The sequence below is a fragment of the Paenibacillus cisolokensis genome, from assembly GCF_050481165.1.
Lineage (GTDB): Bacteria > Bacillota > Bacilli > Paenibacillales > Paenibacillaceae > Paenibacillus_AH > Paenibacillus_AH cisolokensis.
The window spans coordinates 1-16,664 of the sequence record NZ_JBCNFP010000081.1 but is presented as its reverse complement, the minus strand read 5'-3'; the positions used below and the strand labels follow the sequence as shown (position 1 = coordinate 16,664).

Sequence of the window (16,664 nt, the reverse complement as noted above, 5' to 3'; positions counted from 1 at the left end):
CAACCATTTTAATTCAAGATGTCCTGCTTCGTAAAGACGCCGAAGGACACGACGAGCGCCGCAGCCGCCCAAACCGCAAGCACCGCAAGCGAAAAGACGAGCGACATCCCTTCGATCGGCGGCGGCGTGCCGTCCAAATAATTGGTCAGCTGCAGATTGACGCTGAACACATATTTCGCGGTTTCCCATGAGGAAGACATATTGGCCAGTATGCTCCCGGCGATGACCGCAGCCATCATCGTCACGATGCTGGCCGCGGTGCTGCGGACGAGCACCGATACCATCAGCGCCAGCATCGCCACGGTCATGGCCGAAAACCAGACCAGTCCGGCCTGCATGATCATGAATTGCCATTGCGGAACGGCGTGCACGAACGTGCTGTCGACCTCGGAGCCGTTAATTTGGAAGCCGGTGAACACCGGCATGGTCCACCCATCGTAGCCGAATACGAGCCCGGAAATCAAGTAGCAGAGCAAGGCGGTCGTCACCACGATCAACGATACGTAGAGCGTCAGGGCCACCAGCTTGCTGAATAAAATTTTCCAGCGGCGGACCGGCCGCGTCAGCAGCATCTTGATCGTGCCGGACGAGCGCTCGCCCGACACGAGATCGGATGCGATCGCGAGCACCATAAGCGGAATGAACATCGTTACCGCGTTGTTCATAAATCCGCGGGTAAACGTCACCGCATTCGGCGCATTCGGATTGATGTCGCGCTCCAAATAATATTGAAGCTGCTGGATCGCCACGCGCCTGTACCGCTTCCACTCCTCGGGTATGCGGTCGCTTGCCAGCGTATTCTGGTAATCGGCGATTTGCTGGATCATCTGGCTGCGCCAGTCTTTGAACTTCTCCGCATTGTTGCGCGACACGGTCAGCTGCGCGTAGGTGAAAACCGGAATGAGCACGACCAGAATCAGCACGATGACGAAGAACCGTTTCTTTTTCCAGATTTTCAGCGTCTCGTTCTGGATGAGCGGCAGCATCTCATTCACGGCTATCGTCCTCCGTCATGCTCAGAAACAGCTCCTCAAGCGTCGGCGCCTGCCGCTGCACCCCGCGCACGCCGATTCCCCGCTTCGCAAGCTTCTCGACCGCCGCCGGGATCCGTTCCGCCGGCATCGTCGTCACGATCGGTTCGCGCATGCCGGCCAGCACGCCTTCGTCGATCCGGTGCTGTCCCTCGGCGACGAACGCGACGCCGGGTATTTCCGCCAGCAGCCGCTTCCCCTCCTCCGTCCGGTCGAGCTGCCAGATGACGTACGAGCCGGCCTGCGCGATCAGCTCTTCCACCTCGCCGACCGCCAGCACCCGGCCTTTGTTAATGATCGCGACCCGGTCGCACATTAATTGAATTTCGCTGAGCAGATGGCTCGAGATGAACAGGCTGAGACCGTTGTCGGCCAACATGCGGACGAAGGCGCGCAGCTCTTTGATCCCTTTCGGATCCAGACCGTTCGTCGGCTCGTCGAGAATAAGCAGCTTCGGCCGTCCCAGTAAAGCCTGGGCGATGCCGAGCCGCTGCCGCATCCCGAGCGAATACGTTTTGACCTTGTCGAATATCCGGTCCTCCAGGCCGACGATATCCGCCACCTCGCGGATGCGCGCGGCATCGATCCCTTTCACCATGCGGGCGAAATGCTCCAGATTTTCCCATCCGGTCATATAATCGTACATCTCCGGGTTTTCCACAATGCAGCCGACATGGCGAAGCGCCAGCTCGGGATGGCGGACGACGTTGTCGCCGCAGATCAAGATTTCCCCTTCCGTCGGCCGGATCAGATTGACCAGCATCCGGATCGTCGTCGTCTTGCCGGAGCCGTTCGGCCCGAGAAATCCGAATATTTCGCCGGCCCGAACGTCGAAGGTGACGTCGTGGATAATCCACTTGCCTCTAATTTTTTTGCGGAGTCCCCTCACCGACAGCACCGTCTCCCGCCCGCCGGCCGCGCGCTCCGATCCGCCGACCGGACCGGGAATAACGGACAGCCTCGTCGTCGTTCCCATATGAGATCCCCCTTCGATTATTTCAGCGATTGCATAATGCGCGCCGCGATCTGCGCGTAACCGTCATGATTCGGATGAAAATGGTCCGGGGACAAGTAATCGCCGATTCTGCTCTCGAACAAGTCGAACGTCGGAATCATCTGCATTTGCGGATACCGGTGGATCAAGGCGTAAGCCCGCTCGTTCCATTGCTGCACCTGCAGGCTGCCGTCCCGCATCTCCATCAAATCGTAGAACGGATTGTACAGGCCGACGTAGACGACCGTCGCATTCGGATTCAGCCTGTTCAGCAGCGACAGCACTTCCTCGAACCGCTTCAGCGCTCCGGGGAGCATCCGTTCCAGCCGCTGCGGATCGATCACGTCCCCTTCTTCCTCGGCTCCCGACTGGGCATGCTGGAACAGATCGTTGCCGCCGATCGTCAGCAGAATGAGATTCGCTTGACGAATCGCATAACGGTATCCGCTGTCGCGCTTCAGCTTCTCGAGCAACTGATCGGTGCGCATTCCGGCCACCGCCAGATTGTTCAAGAGCTTCACCGGTTTGTCCCAAAGGTCCGAGAGGCCGTTTACGACTTGCCGGACATAGCCCTCGCCTGTCGCATCGCCCGTTCCTTTGGTCAGCGAATCGCCGATCGCCACGACGTTCACTTCGGCCGCCTCCGCCAAACCCGGCTGCGACGCTTCCGGCGACGGTTTCGTCGCCTCAGCCGGCGCCGGAAGACGCGGATTCAGCATGTCTTGCAACGCATAGACGAAGCCGCCCAGGAGCAGCAGCGTTGCAGCCAGCGCGGTCAGCCCGACGATGCGCCATAATCTCGCGGAACTCGTGGAACGATACAACGCATGTAGTCCCCCTTTCCGAAAAGGATGATCCGCCCTTCATTTCTTCGCTATGCTTTATACTTAATAAAAATAATAGTTCCGTTCGCAATTTGCAAATCATACCACCGATTAATCGAGCGGATCTGCGCCGAACGAAACGGAAAAAGGCCGGAAACGGAGCATCGGTCGACGCGGTTTCCGGCCGGGCTGCGTGCGGTTTCCGGCTGGCTCCTGCGGGCTGCAGCCCGATTAGCAGCCGGGTTTTCGAGCAGGCGCGGCCGGGTCTCGAGCAGGGCTGCGCCCGGCACGGGCGGAGCGCCGAGCAGGTTGCGGCCGGGCTACTGCGTGGCTGCAGCCCGGTTTCCGGCCGAGTCGAGCAGGTTGCGGCCAGGTCTCCGGACCGCCGATCGACCTGGCGTTTCCGCCGCCCGCCGCAGCCGGCGGTTTGCAAAAGCATCGCGGTCAGCCGGTCAGTCGTATTCCAGCGTCAGGCTTTCGGCCGCCTGGCGGGCAAGCGCCCGGGCTTCTTCCGTATTGCCGGCGGTGCTGAGCGCCACGGCCATCCGTCTGCCGGTCTTCGTCACCGGCTTGCCGAACAGACGCACCTGCGTGTTCGGCAAAGCAAGCGCCCGCTCCACGCCGCCGATCCGGAACGACTCCGCATCCCGGTCCGCCTTCAGCGTATGCGAGGCGCCGGGCGTCAGCAGCCGGATCGCCGGCACCGGAAAGCCGAGCACGGCCCGGACGTGCAGCGCGAATTCCGACAAATCCTGCGTCGCCATCGTGACCATTCCGGTATCGTGGGGACGGGGCGACACTTCGCTGAAGAGCACGCCATCCTTGGTCAAAAACAGCTCCACGCCGTATATGCCGTACCCGCCAAGCGCATCCGTCACGGCGCGGGCAATCGCCTCCGCTTCTTCCCGCTCCCTGTCGGTCAGCGCGTGCGGCTGCCACGACTCGATATAGTCGCCGTCCTTCTGCACATGGCCGATCGGCGCGCAGAACGCGGTGCCGGAAACGGACCGGACGGTCAGCAGCGTTATTTCCGACTCGAACGTGACGAACCCTTCGACGATGACGCGCCCCTTCTTCGCCCGTCCGCCCTCCATCGCATAATTCCAGCAAGCTTCGATTTCCGTCTCGGCCCGGCAGATGGACTGCCCTTTGCCGGAAGAGCTCATAATCGGCTTGACCACGCACGGCGTGCCAAGCTCGGCCACGGCCGCTCGCAACTCGTCCAGCGTGTCGGCGAACCGGTACGGCGCGGTCGGCAGCCCGAGCTTCTCGGCCGCCAGCCGGCGGATTCCTTCGCGGTCCATCGTCAGCCGGGCGGCGGCGGCCGTCGGCGCTACCCGGTAGCCTTCGCGCTCCAGCTCGACAAGCGTGTCGGTCGCGATCGCCTCGATCTCCGGCACGATCACGTCCGGCCGCTCCTCCTCGATAACGCGTCGCAGCGCTTCGCCGTCCAGCATGTCGACGACATAGGCGCGATGGGCGACCTGCATCGCCGGGGCGTTCGCGTACCGGTCGACCGCAATCGTCTCCACGCCGAGCCGCTGCGCCTCGATAACCGCTTCTTTGCCGAGTTCGCCCGCGCCGAGCAGCATCATTTTGCGGGCCTTTGCTGTCAATGGTGAACCGTAACCGTTAAACAAGAAAAAAAACCTCCTCGGAAGATAAGTCCGCGCCGGCTAAGCCCATACGCAAGCCAACGCAGATGCTTGTTTCTTCCATTGTGGAGGTTTGCTTTCTAAAAATCAAGGATAATCAAGCCGAAAGGAAACGGTATTGCGCTTCGATCAGCCCGTAATAAACGCCTCGATGGGCCATCAGCTCGTCATGGTTGCCCTGCTCGACGATACGCCCGTGGTCGAGCACGACGATCGTATCGGCATGGCGGATCGTCGACAGCCGGTGCGCGATAATGAAGGAGGTGCGTCCCTGAAGCAGCGTCTTGAGCGCTTCCTGAATGCGCAGCTCGGTTTCCGTATCGATGCTGGCCGTCGCCTCGTCGAGAATAAGAATGCGCGGGTCCGCCAGCAGCGCCCGGGCAAACGAGAGCAGCTGCCGCTGCCCCATCGACAGCACGTTGCCGCGCTCCTGCACCTCGGTGTCGTAACCGTCGGGCAGCGACATGATGAAATCGTGGGCGCGAACCGCTTTCGCCGCCGCCTCCACTTCCTCGTCGGTCGCATCGAGCCGGCCGAACCGGATGTTGTCGCGAATCGTGCCGGAGAAAATAAACGTATCCTGCAGCACGATGCCGACCTGGGAGCGCAGACTCTCGATCGTGACGTCGCGAATGTCCTGTCCGTCGACGAGCACCCGTCCCTGCACCGGATCGTAGAAACGGCACAGCAGGTTGATGATCGTGCTCTTGCCGGAACCGGTATGGCCGACAAGCGCGATCGACTGCCCCGCCTTGACGTCAAGCGAGATGCCTTTGAGCGCCGGCCGGTCTTTCTCGTATTCGAACACGATGCTGTCGAACGTGACGTCGCCGCGAATCGGCGGCAGCTTGCGCGCGTTGGGCAACTCGCCGACCGTCGGCTTTTCGTCCATAAATTCGAATATCCGCTCCGACGAAGCCATGGCGATCAGCAGCTGGGAGTACATCTGGCCGAGACGGTTGATCGGCTCCCAGAAGTTGCCGATATAGTTCGCGAAGCCGACCAGCAGGCCGATCGTCAGTTCCTGTTGCTGGATAAGCACCGAGCCGTACCAGAACAGGATGAACGTGCCGACCGCCGCCGTCAGCTCGATGATCGGTCCGAACGTCTGGTTCAGCGCGGACGCTTTGTTCCATGCCTTGTTGTTGATCGTGTTCATATGGTGAAAGAAACGGATATTGTCCTTTTCCTGCACGTACGCCTGCGTCACCTTGATGCCCTGAATGCATTCGTTCAAGTGCGAGTTGATGCGCGACTGCTTCATGCGCACATCCTGCCAGGCGAACCGGATCCGCTTCCGCAGCGCGCTCGAGACGACGAACATGAGCGGAACGGTAATCATAACGGCAAGGCCGAGCTTGAAGTTCCACGCCAGCAAAATGATGACGATGCCGACAAGCTGTACGCAGTCCATCATCAGGTTGACGACGCCGTTCGTGAACAGATCCTGCAGCGCGTTCACGTCGTTCGTGATCCGCACAAGCACCGAACCGGCCGGCCGCTTGTCGAAGAAGCGGAACGACAGCTTCTGAATGTGCCGGAACAGTGCGTGGCGCAAATCGTAAATCACTTTTTGGCCGATAATGTTCGTGAACCGGATCCGGAACGTGTTGGCTGCCCACTGAATAATATATAAACCTAGCATGAGGCCGGCATACATGAACAGCTTGCCTTTGTCCGGCTCGCCGGATACCGGCTGGATCGCCTCGTCGATCGCCAGCATGACGATCGCCGGGATGGCGAGCCGCGTCAGCGTGCCGAGCACCATCATGGCAATGACGAGCGGCAGCAGCTGCTTCCGGTAAGGCTTCATATAAGTGAACAGGCGAGCGACCTGCTTCCAGTTGAACGGCTTCTCGATGACGTCGTCATCCTGGTAGACGAACCGCTCCCGTTTGTCGAAGTTCTGGGCGGACGATTGCTTCTCCCCGCCGCCCCGGTTCTTCTCCGCTTCGCTCACTGCGCGACTCTCCTCTCTACTTGCTGTACGACGTCTTGCTGTACGACGTCCTCCCGGTCCGGACGGTCGGCATACTGGATATTGTACGTGTCCAGATAATGGCCGGGCACCGAAATGAGTTCTTCGTGCGTGCCACGCTGAATGACGTTGCCATCTTCGAGCACGATGATTTCGTCGGCATGGCGCAGCGACGAAATGCGATGCGCGATGATGAACGTCGTCCTTCCGGCCATAAGTTCCTTGAAGCCGGCCTGGATTTCGTGCTCCGTCTCCATGTCGACGGCGCTCGTCGCGTCGTCCAGCACGAGAATGCGCGGATTTTTGATCAGCGCGCGGGCGATGGCGATCCGCTGCTTCTGGCCGCCGGACAGCCCCATTCCCCGTTCGCCGACGACCGTATTGTAGCCATCGGGCAGCTCCATGATGAAATCATGCGCTTTGGCCAGTTTGGCGGCCCGTTCGATCTGCTCCATCGTCACGTCCTTGACCCCGTAAGCGATATTGTCACGAATCGAGGCGGAGAACAGGAACGTTTCCTGGAACACCGGCGCGATCTGACTGCGCAGGCTTTCGAGGTCCAGCTCCCGGATATCGATGCCGTCCAGCGTAATACGGCCTTTGCGGACATCGTAGGCGCGCATCAGCAGCTGAATGACGGTCGACTTGCCGGAACCGGTCGCGCCGAGCAGGCCGATTACCATACCGGGCTTGGCGTCGACGGAAAAATCTTTCAGGGCGGGCGCCTTGTCCGGGTAATGGAAAGTTACGTTCTCGAAGCGGACATGTCCTTTCACCTGATCGTCCTTCAAGACGATCGCGTTGTCGGCGTTGCGGATGTGAATATACTCGTTCAGCAGTTCCAGCACCCGTTCGCCGGAAGCTTTCGACTGGGTATAGTTGTTAATATGGAAGCCGATGCCCCACATCGGACCGATGATGTACCAGATCATGCTGAAAAATGCGACCAGTTCGCCGAGCGACAATTGCCCGTTGATAACATACAGACCGCCGACGACGAGCAGAATGACCGGCGACAGGTTGGCCACGAGCTCCATCACCGGAAAGTATTTCGCCCAGATGAGCGCGGCGCCGACCTGATTCGTTTGATACGCCTGGCTTCGGATCGAAAATTTGTCAACCTCGTAGGGTTCTCTGGCGAACGACTTGACCGTGCGCACCCCGGTAATGTTCTCCTGAACCGCCGTCGTCAGGTTGCTCATCGCCCGCCGCATCTCCCGGAATGCCGGATGGATGTTCCGTTCGAAGCGGATCGCCGTGTAAGCCAGAAACGGAATGGTTATCAGCGTAATGAGCGTGAGCTGCCAGTGAATCGACAGCATCATGGCTGCGCCGAACGCGATCATCAAAACCATGTTGAGAATTTGCGCGAAGCCGAATCCGATAAAGTTGCGGATGGCCTCGAGGTCGGCGGTCAGCCGCGACATCAGGTCGCCCGTCTTCGCCTTGTCATAGTACTGGAACGACAAATACTGAAGCTTGTTGTAGCAGGCATTGCGCAGGTTGAAGGCGACGCGGTTGCCGAGCCTTCCGCCGCACAGCCCGTGCAGAAACTGCATGCTCCCTTTCAGGGCGACAACGCCGACGACCGACAGCGCGAGCGCGGGCACAAGATCGAACCTTTCCGCAATGATAACATCGTCGATCAGAAACCGCAGCAAGTTCGGGTACACAAGCCCGAGCGCCGTCGCGCAGGTGAGGCAGATGATCGAAACGAACAACAGCTTGCGTTCCGACCAATAAAATGCCTTGAGCTGCCTGAATACGTCCAACTGAAACTCCCTCTCCTCGTTTCATTTTGTAAGCATGAATGAATATTATCAGCATCGTGTAACAACGGCAAACATAAGAAATTTCCGTATTTTACATTGTGCGTGCTTCCGTTCGCAATTGGAATCAAGTTTGGGGTGTATTCTCCAAAATAAGGCGAATACGTGTTCAACATCACGGTATTGCTCAATTTTTGCGCGAATTAACGGTAAAAATAAAAAAAGAAAATTTCATCCTCTTTACGGCTTCCCCTCAACAACACCCGTCCCGAAAAACGCCTTCCAGCAATCCGGGTTCCCAAAATAGAATGTGAACGTCAAATCGCCTTCACATAGCGGCAGGAGCAGACTTCGACTATGCTGTTGTCAGCTTTTCTTCATCCGGTATTCGACCGGACGGAACGTTGTTACTCAGACAAAGCGTTGTTTCTCAGATAGCACGTTTCTCCTCAGAACGTTATTTCTCAGACAGAACATTTCTCTAACGAATATCACAGGCCTTATTTTTGCTCATAAGCTGCTTTTGGGGGTGTAACGAATCTGAGCCACCTTAATTTACGATATACCGCCTGAATTGGACTACTTTTAAGCAAATAGCGTTGCTCAGATTCGTTACAATTCCGGAACTTCGATTTTTCGCCAAATAGCGATTGTCAGTTTCGTTATGATCGTTAACGGAGGATCGTTAGTGGAAGATAGTTAACGGAGGATCGTGAATGGAAGATCGTGAATGGAAGATAGTTAACGGAGGATCGTGAATGGAAGCCTCAATCGCAGCCTGCATGTCCGAACACGCGGTTTGCCGCAAGCCAATCGTCAGCATAGCGGACAAGGCGCAACCCTCGCTTGGTCCATTCCTTATCCAGGTCGTCCAGCAGCTGTAAGCGATCGCCTGCCCGGTCAGGCTTTTCGGCAACGTCCGGGAGCGCTGCTGCTTCAACCACGCCGCATACGCCTCATAACCCTCCTTTTTCAGGATGGTTTTTAGTCGGACAGGCAGCCGAAAACAAAAAAAGGCGCACCACAACTAAACCCAAACCATTTTTGAAACATGGATGAGTCCGTTTGTCGCAACGCCCCAAATTAACGCAAGCGAATGGATATGGTCGCCCAATTCGCCTCCCGGCTATCATTCAGTGCGGATAAGTCCCCCCGCCGTCGATATCGGATCATGGGTGCCGGCGAGGATCGCCGACCGGTCAGCCGGGCAGCGATTCCTTGAATCTGTCCTTCAGCCAGCGCTTTCTCGCTTCGCGCCAATTCCCGTTGCGGGCGAGACTGCCGATCCGCCAATACAACGGCGGGTGGGCCATGAATTGAAATTCGAGAAATCTCCAGAGCCACGAATCCCGTTCCAGACTCGAAGCGCTCGAAGCGCGGCTCTTAGACGAACGGCCGTCGGCCATGCGGTGCGCCATCGATTTCTCGAGATCGCGGTCCTGGGCGGCCGCCAAATCCGTCAATCCTTGCGCCATCTGCACGGTTCCTCCGGAAAGCCAAGCTGCGCCGGTAAAATCCGCTCTCACCTCCGTCCACTGGGCGATAAAGGAAAGATACATGGGGAAAACGAGCATGAAAACATAAATCAACAAAAACATCGCGATTTTGAAATTTTCCGCGAGCCACTTCAGTTCATCGAAAAACAGATACGCCATACCGGCCAGCAATCCGATAAAAAGGAACCGCGCCAGCTGATTCGTCAACACATCGCGCTTGCGGATATGGGCCGCTTCGTGCGCCAATATCGCTTCGACGGACGGGGACGGCAATTGCAATGTGGCTGTCGTCAGCATAATCGCGCCGCGTCCGATATTCATCCCGGTGGCAAAGCCGTTATAATCCGGCGAATCGACGGAAAACAGGCGGGTATGGGGAATGCCTGCTTTTCTGAAAATCGTTTGCGCCCGCTCAAAAATTTCCCCTTCCGTGATCGGTTCGGCATCCGTCGCGGCGATTAACACCCGATCCGAAACGTAGAAATTCAAAACCCACCATAACAAGACGAACAGGCCGACAGCCCATGCCGGCGCTTTAAGCCAAAGCAAAATCGCCAAAAGTCCGGTATAGGCGGACACGCCTTTAACGGTGGAGGCATAATAACCTTTCCAAAACAACCGTTTCAGCACGGCAGGGTGCCACAAAGGCAGCACTTTTTTCTCTTTCCCGCCGGTCCCGTCCGAAGCGGAAGCGAAAGGAGCAAGGAGCCGGTGCCAATGAACGGCGTTATCCGGCGACAAGTAAATCGTTTCCCCGGGAAACGAAAGCTTCAGCACTTGTCCGAACGAACGGGTATAATCCTGATGCGAAGACATGAACGTAAAAAGCGGATGCAGCCTGAGCAGGTCGGGAGACGACCAGACGCTTGCCTCTTTCAATTCCCGGAGCGGAAAATCCCTCGGCTGAAACCGGGACAGCACGACAAGATGTTCCTCCTCCGGAAGCCAATACAGGCGGGCGGAATAAAAATTCGCCGCCCGTTCTATCGTCTGTATCGATACGGAAATCATCATAAAGACGATAAACACCTTCAATGCCGCATAGGTTTCAGGCGCCAGCCCAAAAAACAGCACCGCCCCCAGACTGACCAAGCCGGTCAACGCGACATCCGCCGCCAATCGCCTCGCATCTTTGCGCTGAACGATTTCGACCGCCCGGACTTCCTGCAGTTTTTGCCGGAGCGCCATTCGCATCTCCCGTTTGTTTCGATCGATCAACTCCGAAAAAGCGGCATATGCATGGGCGCCGATGGCCGTCAGCAGTATCGCCTGTCCAACCGGAAAGCGGACGAACAACCCGGTCAGCGCCGCTGCCGCCAACAAAATTTCCGCAGCGGTTGCGGCTTTTTTCGGCAGCCAGACCGAAACGACGTTCATGATGACGGCCAGCGCAACGACCGATATCATGGCCAGATTATCGGGCAAAATGTTCATCCCTTCACCCCTTTTGAACAGGAATCATCGTATCCGCCAGCGCTTTGAACTCATCCAGCGATAAGTTAGGATCGATAAACAAGACAGAGTAATTCAGCCCCTGTTCCTGCCAAACGAGCGAACGGAAATCATTCATTTCCATCCATACCCCTGCTTGGCCGCGAATCTTGACAGGTTTCTCGCCGGGAAGGGCCGCGGATTGCTCTTCCCCTTCGGAATCTTCCTGAGACGGAAACACGGACATCGTGAAATAAGGAACCCCGTCCTTCCGGTAATCCAGATTCACCTCATTTCGTTTCAGCTCGCCTTGCAATTCCGTCAATTCGATGCGGGAAATGGCGAGTCCGTCCTTTTCGGGAATATGGAGAAACGTTTTTCCGATGCTTTCAACCGCTTCCTCCATGGTGATTTCGCGGGTTGGATTCATTTCGTTCAAATCTTGAATTTCAACGTCTTCGGGAAGTTCAAGCGCAAACGTATCAGCCGGAATATCCGGATTCAGCTCCACTTTGGTGTATGTCGTTTCCGTTCGAATGTTGCCGGATGTCGAAACCGATTTTAAAACCATCCAATTTTCCTTGTCGATCCACAGTTCCTGATCCCCTAACAACGCGGTGCTGTCTTTCGCCTTGGCCATGAGCCGGTACGTTGTTCGGCCGGCAATTTCTTCTTCCCCGCGGGCGGAAATCTCATGGGTTTGCTGAATCATTTGCAGCAGCTGCTCGGCTTGCTTTTTCGGCGACGTTTGTCCGATTTGGAGCAGTTCCGGATCATCGCTGACCATCGCCTGCTTGAGCTCAGGCATATAGATGATCAGCCGGGCGCCGTCATGGACGGTAACCGTCTTCCCGCTTCCGTCCTGAGCCTCCGCCTCGGTCCGCCTTTTGCCGTCCTTGCTCGCCCATTCTTTCATGAGGATCAGCTCCGGCTCTTTTCCTGTCCCATCGGTAGTTTTCATTTCAACTTCGACGTAATGCGCGCTAGGTTCATGCGATCGATCCAGCGCATGTTGAAGAACTTGTTCCGGTAAAAAGTCCGGGTTGGACGAACAGCCGAAAAGTCCGATCGTCATTAGCCCGATCAAGCCCAAACATCCTTTTCTTTTTATCTTTGTCATGTCCGTTCACCTTCTTCGTTCATTAAGGGCAGGCGGCAGATTACGCAAGTGCCGATATTCTCCTTGGAATAAATCGCAACGTCGCCGCCATGCTTCTCCAAAATTCGCCTCGTAATGCTAAGTCCAAGGCCGGCCCCGCGGGCAGCTTGTTTTCCTCGAGCCGGATCTGCCTGATAAAGCGGATCGAACACGTGCGGAAGCTTGTCTGGCGCAATGCCCTCCCCTTCATTTTGAACGATAAAAAATACGCTGTCCGGCGTATCCAACCGGGCCTCTTCTTTCACGAAATCGAACAGCCACTCCATGGGGAGGCGATCCGACGAAGCGGCCGCAAGCCAGATCCGCATTCCCGTTTTCGTATGCCGCAGCGCATTGCTCATCAGATTGTTCGCGACGCGGATCATTTGATTCGGGTTCACCCGGACATTGCCACTCACATCGCTGCGAACGAGGAGCTGGATATGTTTTTCTTTGCACAATGGCTCATAATCGGAAACCAGCATGTCGAAAAATTCACCGCCGTCCACTTCCACCAGTTCGATCTCATAGGTAGGCGACTGCAGCAAGATATACATCAATAAATCGTCCAGCATCTGTTTCATGTGGTTGGCTTTCTCGACGATAATGCCGCGGTACTCTTCCCGCTCGCTCGCGGACAACTCCTGCTCCGAAGCCAGCGACTCGGCATAAGCGCAGATCGACATCAGCGGCGTTTTCAAGTCATGGGAAATGGCCGCAATCATGAATTCTTTTTCCCGCTGCTCTTGCGCGAGCTTTTTTCTTGCAGCCTCGATTTGCCTGCGCATTTTGTGAAAGTGTCCGGTTAATTGTCCGATCTCGTCTTTCCCCCCGGGCAATTCCTGGACGGTGTCCCCTTTGGCGAAAGCGGTCATTTGCCGCATCAAATGAGTCAACCTGCTGTTTAACTTGCGATTGACCCCCATCACGACGGCCAAGTAGATCAGCGTAAACAAGCCTATAAAAACGCCGGCCACGAGCCAACCGCGCTGCGATACGCCCGAAACCCATTCGTCGCGGCTCAATTGGATGTCGAAAAACCCGACCAGTTCGGGGCCTGAAAAAACCGGCTGCTTGTAGCCGTAAGCGCGGTAGCCTTGTTGCAGGGAATACAGATTTTCGTACAATTGTTTCCTGCCAAGTGAAAATTGCGGCGAAACGCGCAAAGGATCCGAAGTGTAGAGCACAACACCGTCGCGATTATAGAGAACGATCGAAACCTGCGGTTGAATCAGCTTTTCAACTTGCGCGCGTTCCGCGTTTATTTCATACCATTTCGGATCGTCCAAAACGGAGATCAAGTATTGCAAATGAGCCTGTTTTTGCACGTATTCTTCCACATTCAAATCTTTATGATAGGCCTGAACCCAGACGAACAGGACATACGCGGCGGTCAAAGGGAGAATCATGACGATAAAATAGGACAGCAACAGCCACGTTTTGATTTTCATAGCGGTTCACCGATAAACCGGTAGCCTTTTCCCCACACGGTCTGGATAAACCGCGGATTTTTCACCGGGTCGGCAAGCTTCTCCCGAAGCGATTTAATGTGGACCGTGACGGTATGCAGTCCTGCCGCGTCCGCTTGCTGCCAAACGTGCCGGTACAATTCGCTTTTGGAAAAGACCGTTTCGGGATGCTGCGCCAGCACGCTCAATAAATCGAATTCTTTGGCCGTCAAAGCAATTTCGGAGCCGTCCAGTTCAGCCTTCTGCCGGTCCCAATACAAGGTCAGGCCGCCCATGTATTCGGTTTTGTTCTCCGGCGCCGGTTGCCCTTTGTAACGCCGCCACCGGCGAAGCAGCGACTCCACGCGGGCTTTCAGTTCCGCCAGGCTGAACGGTTTCGTCAAGTAGTCGTCTGCGCCGAGATGAAGGCCCTTCACCTTGACTTCGTCTTCTTTGCGTGCGCTGATGATCAGGATCGGGACGTCGCTTTTCCAGCGAATATTTTTGCAAAGGTCAAAGCCGTCCATCTCCGGCAGCATCAGATCGACGAGTACAAGATCGTAAGCTTGCTTTAAAAAATCTTCCCACCCTTCCAGACCGCTCGTCGACCACGTCACATGATAGTTTTCCCTCCTCAACGTATCGCGAACAACGCGGGCGATTTCCGGATCGTCTTCTACCAGCAGCAGGCTGCCCTTCATGAATGCTCCCTCCTGTGTCCCAATGTAACATATCAGGTTTTGATCATCGCAAATTATATACTTTCTTTATAATTGATCCGTCTGTCCGAAATTTCCCTAACCGCGTAAAATGTATACAAGCGGCCTCCGTTTGATGCCGTGCGCGTTTTTGACACCATTATTTTTAATCCACCGCCGCCTTTTTCAGCAAGTTATGGGCAAGCATCTGGCGGGAGGACTACTTTTCATTTTACCAAAGCGCTAAAAAAAGAGGGGCGATCCCCAGGTCATTCAAGACCTATTGGGATAGCCCCTTCTCCTGTTCCGGCCTATCGGTCCGGACGTCTATAGCTTCGCAAGATCGTCCCGCAGCTTGCGGAGAGACTGCGGATCGGCGCCGTCTTCCAGGGAAGCGATCTTCCCTTCGACGAACGCAGCGGCATCTTCCTTGAGCCGGGCCGATGCCGCGGCGCACAGACGCTCCCAATGTCCGGCGTACAGCTCCTTCCATTCCGCCTCGCGGGCCGACGACCACGATTGCAGCGGTTCCGCCAGCAGCTTCTCCAGCTCCTGGCGCAGCGCCGCTTTGCCGTCGCCTTCGAAGAAGTGACGCGGCGACTTGAACCGGCTCCACAGCCACTTGGCCTCTACCGCGTCGGTCGTCCAGTCGGCCGGCGGCTCCGGCGTCGGCAGCTCTTCCGGAGCATACGGCGCAGGCGCATATCCGCTCAGCTCGGCGGCGAGCTCCCCTGCCGCCCGGCCGTAGGCTTCGCCGCACAGCGCGGTAACCGTCTTCTCCATCCGCAGCGATGTCGCGAGCAGCTCCTGCGACAGCTCCGTCTGCAGCAGCCGTTGCAGCTCCAGCCACGCCAGCCAAAGCGTCTTGCGCATATCGCGGCCGTCGTCCTGCAGCGCGGACGGATTAAACGCCAAATTGTAGAAATCGCCGAACCGGAACCGGATGCGCTGCAGCACGTAGAACAGCAGCTCCCGCAGCTCGTCCGCCATACGGGACGGCACCGGTTCGACCGCCAGTTCGGCCGCGCGGCGCGCCGCGAAGGAAGCCAGGCTTCGCCATCTGCGGCGCTCGGCTTCCCGTGTCGCGGCGTCGCCTTCCGCCGCCGCGAGCCAGTCCGCAATCGTCGACCTCGTCCGCTCCAGTTCCTGCTCGGCGGCCGATAGCGCGACTTGTCCCAACTCGCCGCGGGTAAAGCCGATGAACGCGTCTTCGAAAGCGGCGAGCCCCGAGCGCGCCAGCCGCTCCCGGTCGCCTGCGAGCTTGGCGTCGAGCGCCTCGAGGCTCGATACCGGGAACAGCCGCGGGAAGCGGATGCCGTGCTCCAGCAGGTTGCGCTCGACATGCGCCAGCACGCCCTGCAGCTCTTCGGCGGAAGCGGCCAGATCGGCGGCGTTGACGAGGAAAAACATTTTGTCTAGCTCGAACTGGTCCTTCACCCGGCCGAGCTGCGTCAGAAACTGCCGGTCCGCCTGCGAAAACGCGTGGTTGTAGTAGGTGACGAACAGCACCGCGTCCGCGTTTTTAATATAGTTGAACGCGACATCGGTATGTCTGGCGTTAACCGAGTCCGCGCCCGGCGTATCGACAAGCACGATGCCCTGATCCGTCATCGGGCAGCGGTAATGCAGCTCGATTTCGCGGACGAAGCAGGAACGCGATTCCTCCGCTACGAAGCGGCGGTACTGCTCCCGGTCGGCGGCCAGCTCCCGGCCGAGCAGCGGCGCATTCTCCTCCCAGCCCTGATGCGCCGCTTTCAGGAAGCTGTAATGCGGCCGCGCGCCGGCGCGAACGGCTTCCGGCGACAGCGACGCGATCCGCCGCAGCAGACCGGCCTCGTCGACGCCGTCCACCTCTTCGCCAAGCAGCGCGAGCGAATAGCGCAAATCGCTCAGCATCGCCTCGCGCGTCTTCATGACGACGCGCGCCGTGCCGTGCGGAAACGATTCCGCCGGCGGCACGATGCGGTTGATCGCCGCGGTCGTCGGATTCGGCGATACCGGCAGCACCGGCTCGCCGATCAGCGCGTTGGCGAGCGACGACTTGCCCGCGCTGAACGCGCCGAACAGCGCGATCGTGAAGCGGCTGTGCGCGAGCCTCTCCGCGCGGGCGCGCATGGCGGCCGCCTGCGTGCCGAGCGCCGGAAACGGCGCGAGCAGCTCGGCGGCCCGGCCGAGCCGCGCGGCCGCTTCGCGCAGCGGCGC

The 16,664-nt window shown here is 57.7% G+C and carries 12 protein-coding genes; all 12 read right to left on the bottom strand.

Annotation, left to right across the window (positions count from 1 at the left end; all coding sequences use genetic code 11):
• Nucleotides 1-8 precede the first annotated feature (8 nt).
• A complete protein-coding gene (locus ABEV74_RS14315; protein WP_062492826.1) occupies nucleotides 9-995 on the bottom strand; it encodes an ABC transporter permease in 987 nt (328 codons plus the stop codon).
• Nucleotides 988-2,007 (bottom strand): ABC transporter ATP-binding protein, encoded by a 1,020-nt coding sequence (locus ABEV74_RS14310; protein ID WP_430146841.1) that lies wholly within the window; start codon nucleotides 2,005-2,007, stop codon nucleotides 988-990. Before ABEV74_RS14310 ends, ABEV74_RS14315 begins: the two co-directional genes overlap by 8 nt.
• A gap of 17 nt (nucleotides 2,008-2,024) precedes the next feature.
• Nucleotides 2,025-2,849 (bottom strand): GDSL-type esterase/lipase family protein, encoded by an 825-nt coding sequence (locus tag ABEV74_RS14305; RefSeq protein ID WP_244863605.1) that lies wholly within the window; start codon nucleotides 2,847-2,849, stop codon nucleotides 2,025-2,027.
• A gap of 452 nt (nucleotides 2,850-3,301) precedes the next feature.
• Nucleotides 3,302-4,489 (bottom strand): formate-dependent phosphoribosylglycinamide formyltransferase, encoded by a 1,188-nt coding sequence (gene purT / locus ABEV74_RS14300; protein ID WP_430146839.1) that lies wholly within the window; start codon nucleotides 4,487-4,489, stop codon nucleotides 3,302-3,304.
• 112 nt (nucleotides 4,490-4,601) lie between these two features.
• Nucleotides 4,602-6,464 carry an ABC transporter ATP-binding protein gene (locus ABEV74_RS14295; protein ID WP_062492822.1) on the bottom strand — a complete coding sequence of 621 codons (1,863 nt, stop codon included), beginning with the start codon at nucleotides 6,462-6,464 and terminating at the stop codon, nucleotides 4,602-4,604.
• Nucleotides 6,461-8,254, bottom strand: a complete 1,794-nt coding sequence (locus tag ABEV74_RS14290; protein WP_430146837.1) for an ABC transporter ATP-binding protein — start codon at nucleotides 8,252-8,254, stop codon at nucleotides 6,461-6,463. The genes ABEV74_RS14295 and ABEV74_RS14290 overlap by 4 nt, the downstream gene beginning before the upstream one ends.
• Nucleotides 8,255-9,018: 764 nt before the next feature.
• The gene (locus ABEV74_RS14285) at nucleotides 9,019-9,195 is read right to left on the bottom strand and encodes a hypothetical protein (protein WP_160327794.1); all 177 of its coding nucleotides are present in this window, start codon (nucleotides 9,193-9,195) and stop codon (nucleotides 9,019-9,021) included.
• A 255-nt stretch (nucleotides 9,196-9,450) separates the two neighbouring features.
• Nucleotides 9,451-11,181 carry a M56 family metallopeptidase gene (locus tag ABEV74_RS14280; protein WP_430146835.1) on the bottom strand — a complete coding sequence of 577 codons (1,731 nt, stop codon included), beginning with the start codon at nucleotides 11,179-11,181 and terminating at the stop codon, nucleotides 9,451-9,453.
• Nucleotides 11,182-11,185: 4 nt separating this feature from the next.
• Nucleotides 11,186-12,094 carry a LolA family protein gene (locus tag ABEV74_RS14275; protein ID WP_244863784.1) on the bottom strand — a complete coding sequence of 303 codons (909 nt, stop codon included), beginning with the start codon at nucleotides 12,092-12,094 and terminating at the stop codon, nucleotides 11,186-11,188.
• A gap of 200 nt (nucleotides 12,095-12,294) precedes the next feature.
• Nucleotides 12,295-13,767 (bottom strand): HAMP domain-containing sensor histidine kinase, encoded by a 1,473-nt coding sequence (locus ABEV74_RS14270; protein ID WP_430146834.1) that lies wholly within the window; start codon nucleotides 13,765-13,767, stop codon nucleotides 12,295-12,297.
• Entirely contained in the window at nucleotides 13,764-14,465 is a 702-nt protein-coding gene (locus ABEV74_RS14265) for a response regulator transcription factor (protein WP_062492817.1), read from the bottom strand. The genes ABEV74_RS14270 and ABEV74_RS14265 overlap by 4 nt, the downstream gene beginning before the upstream one ends.
• A gap of 324 nt (nucleotides 14,466-14,789) precedes the next feature.
• Nucleotides 14,790-16,664 (bottom strand): dynamin family protein (locus ABEV74_RS14260; RefSeq protein ID WP_430146832.1); only part of this gene is annotated, 1,875 nt, incomplete at its 5' end.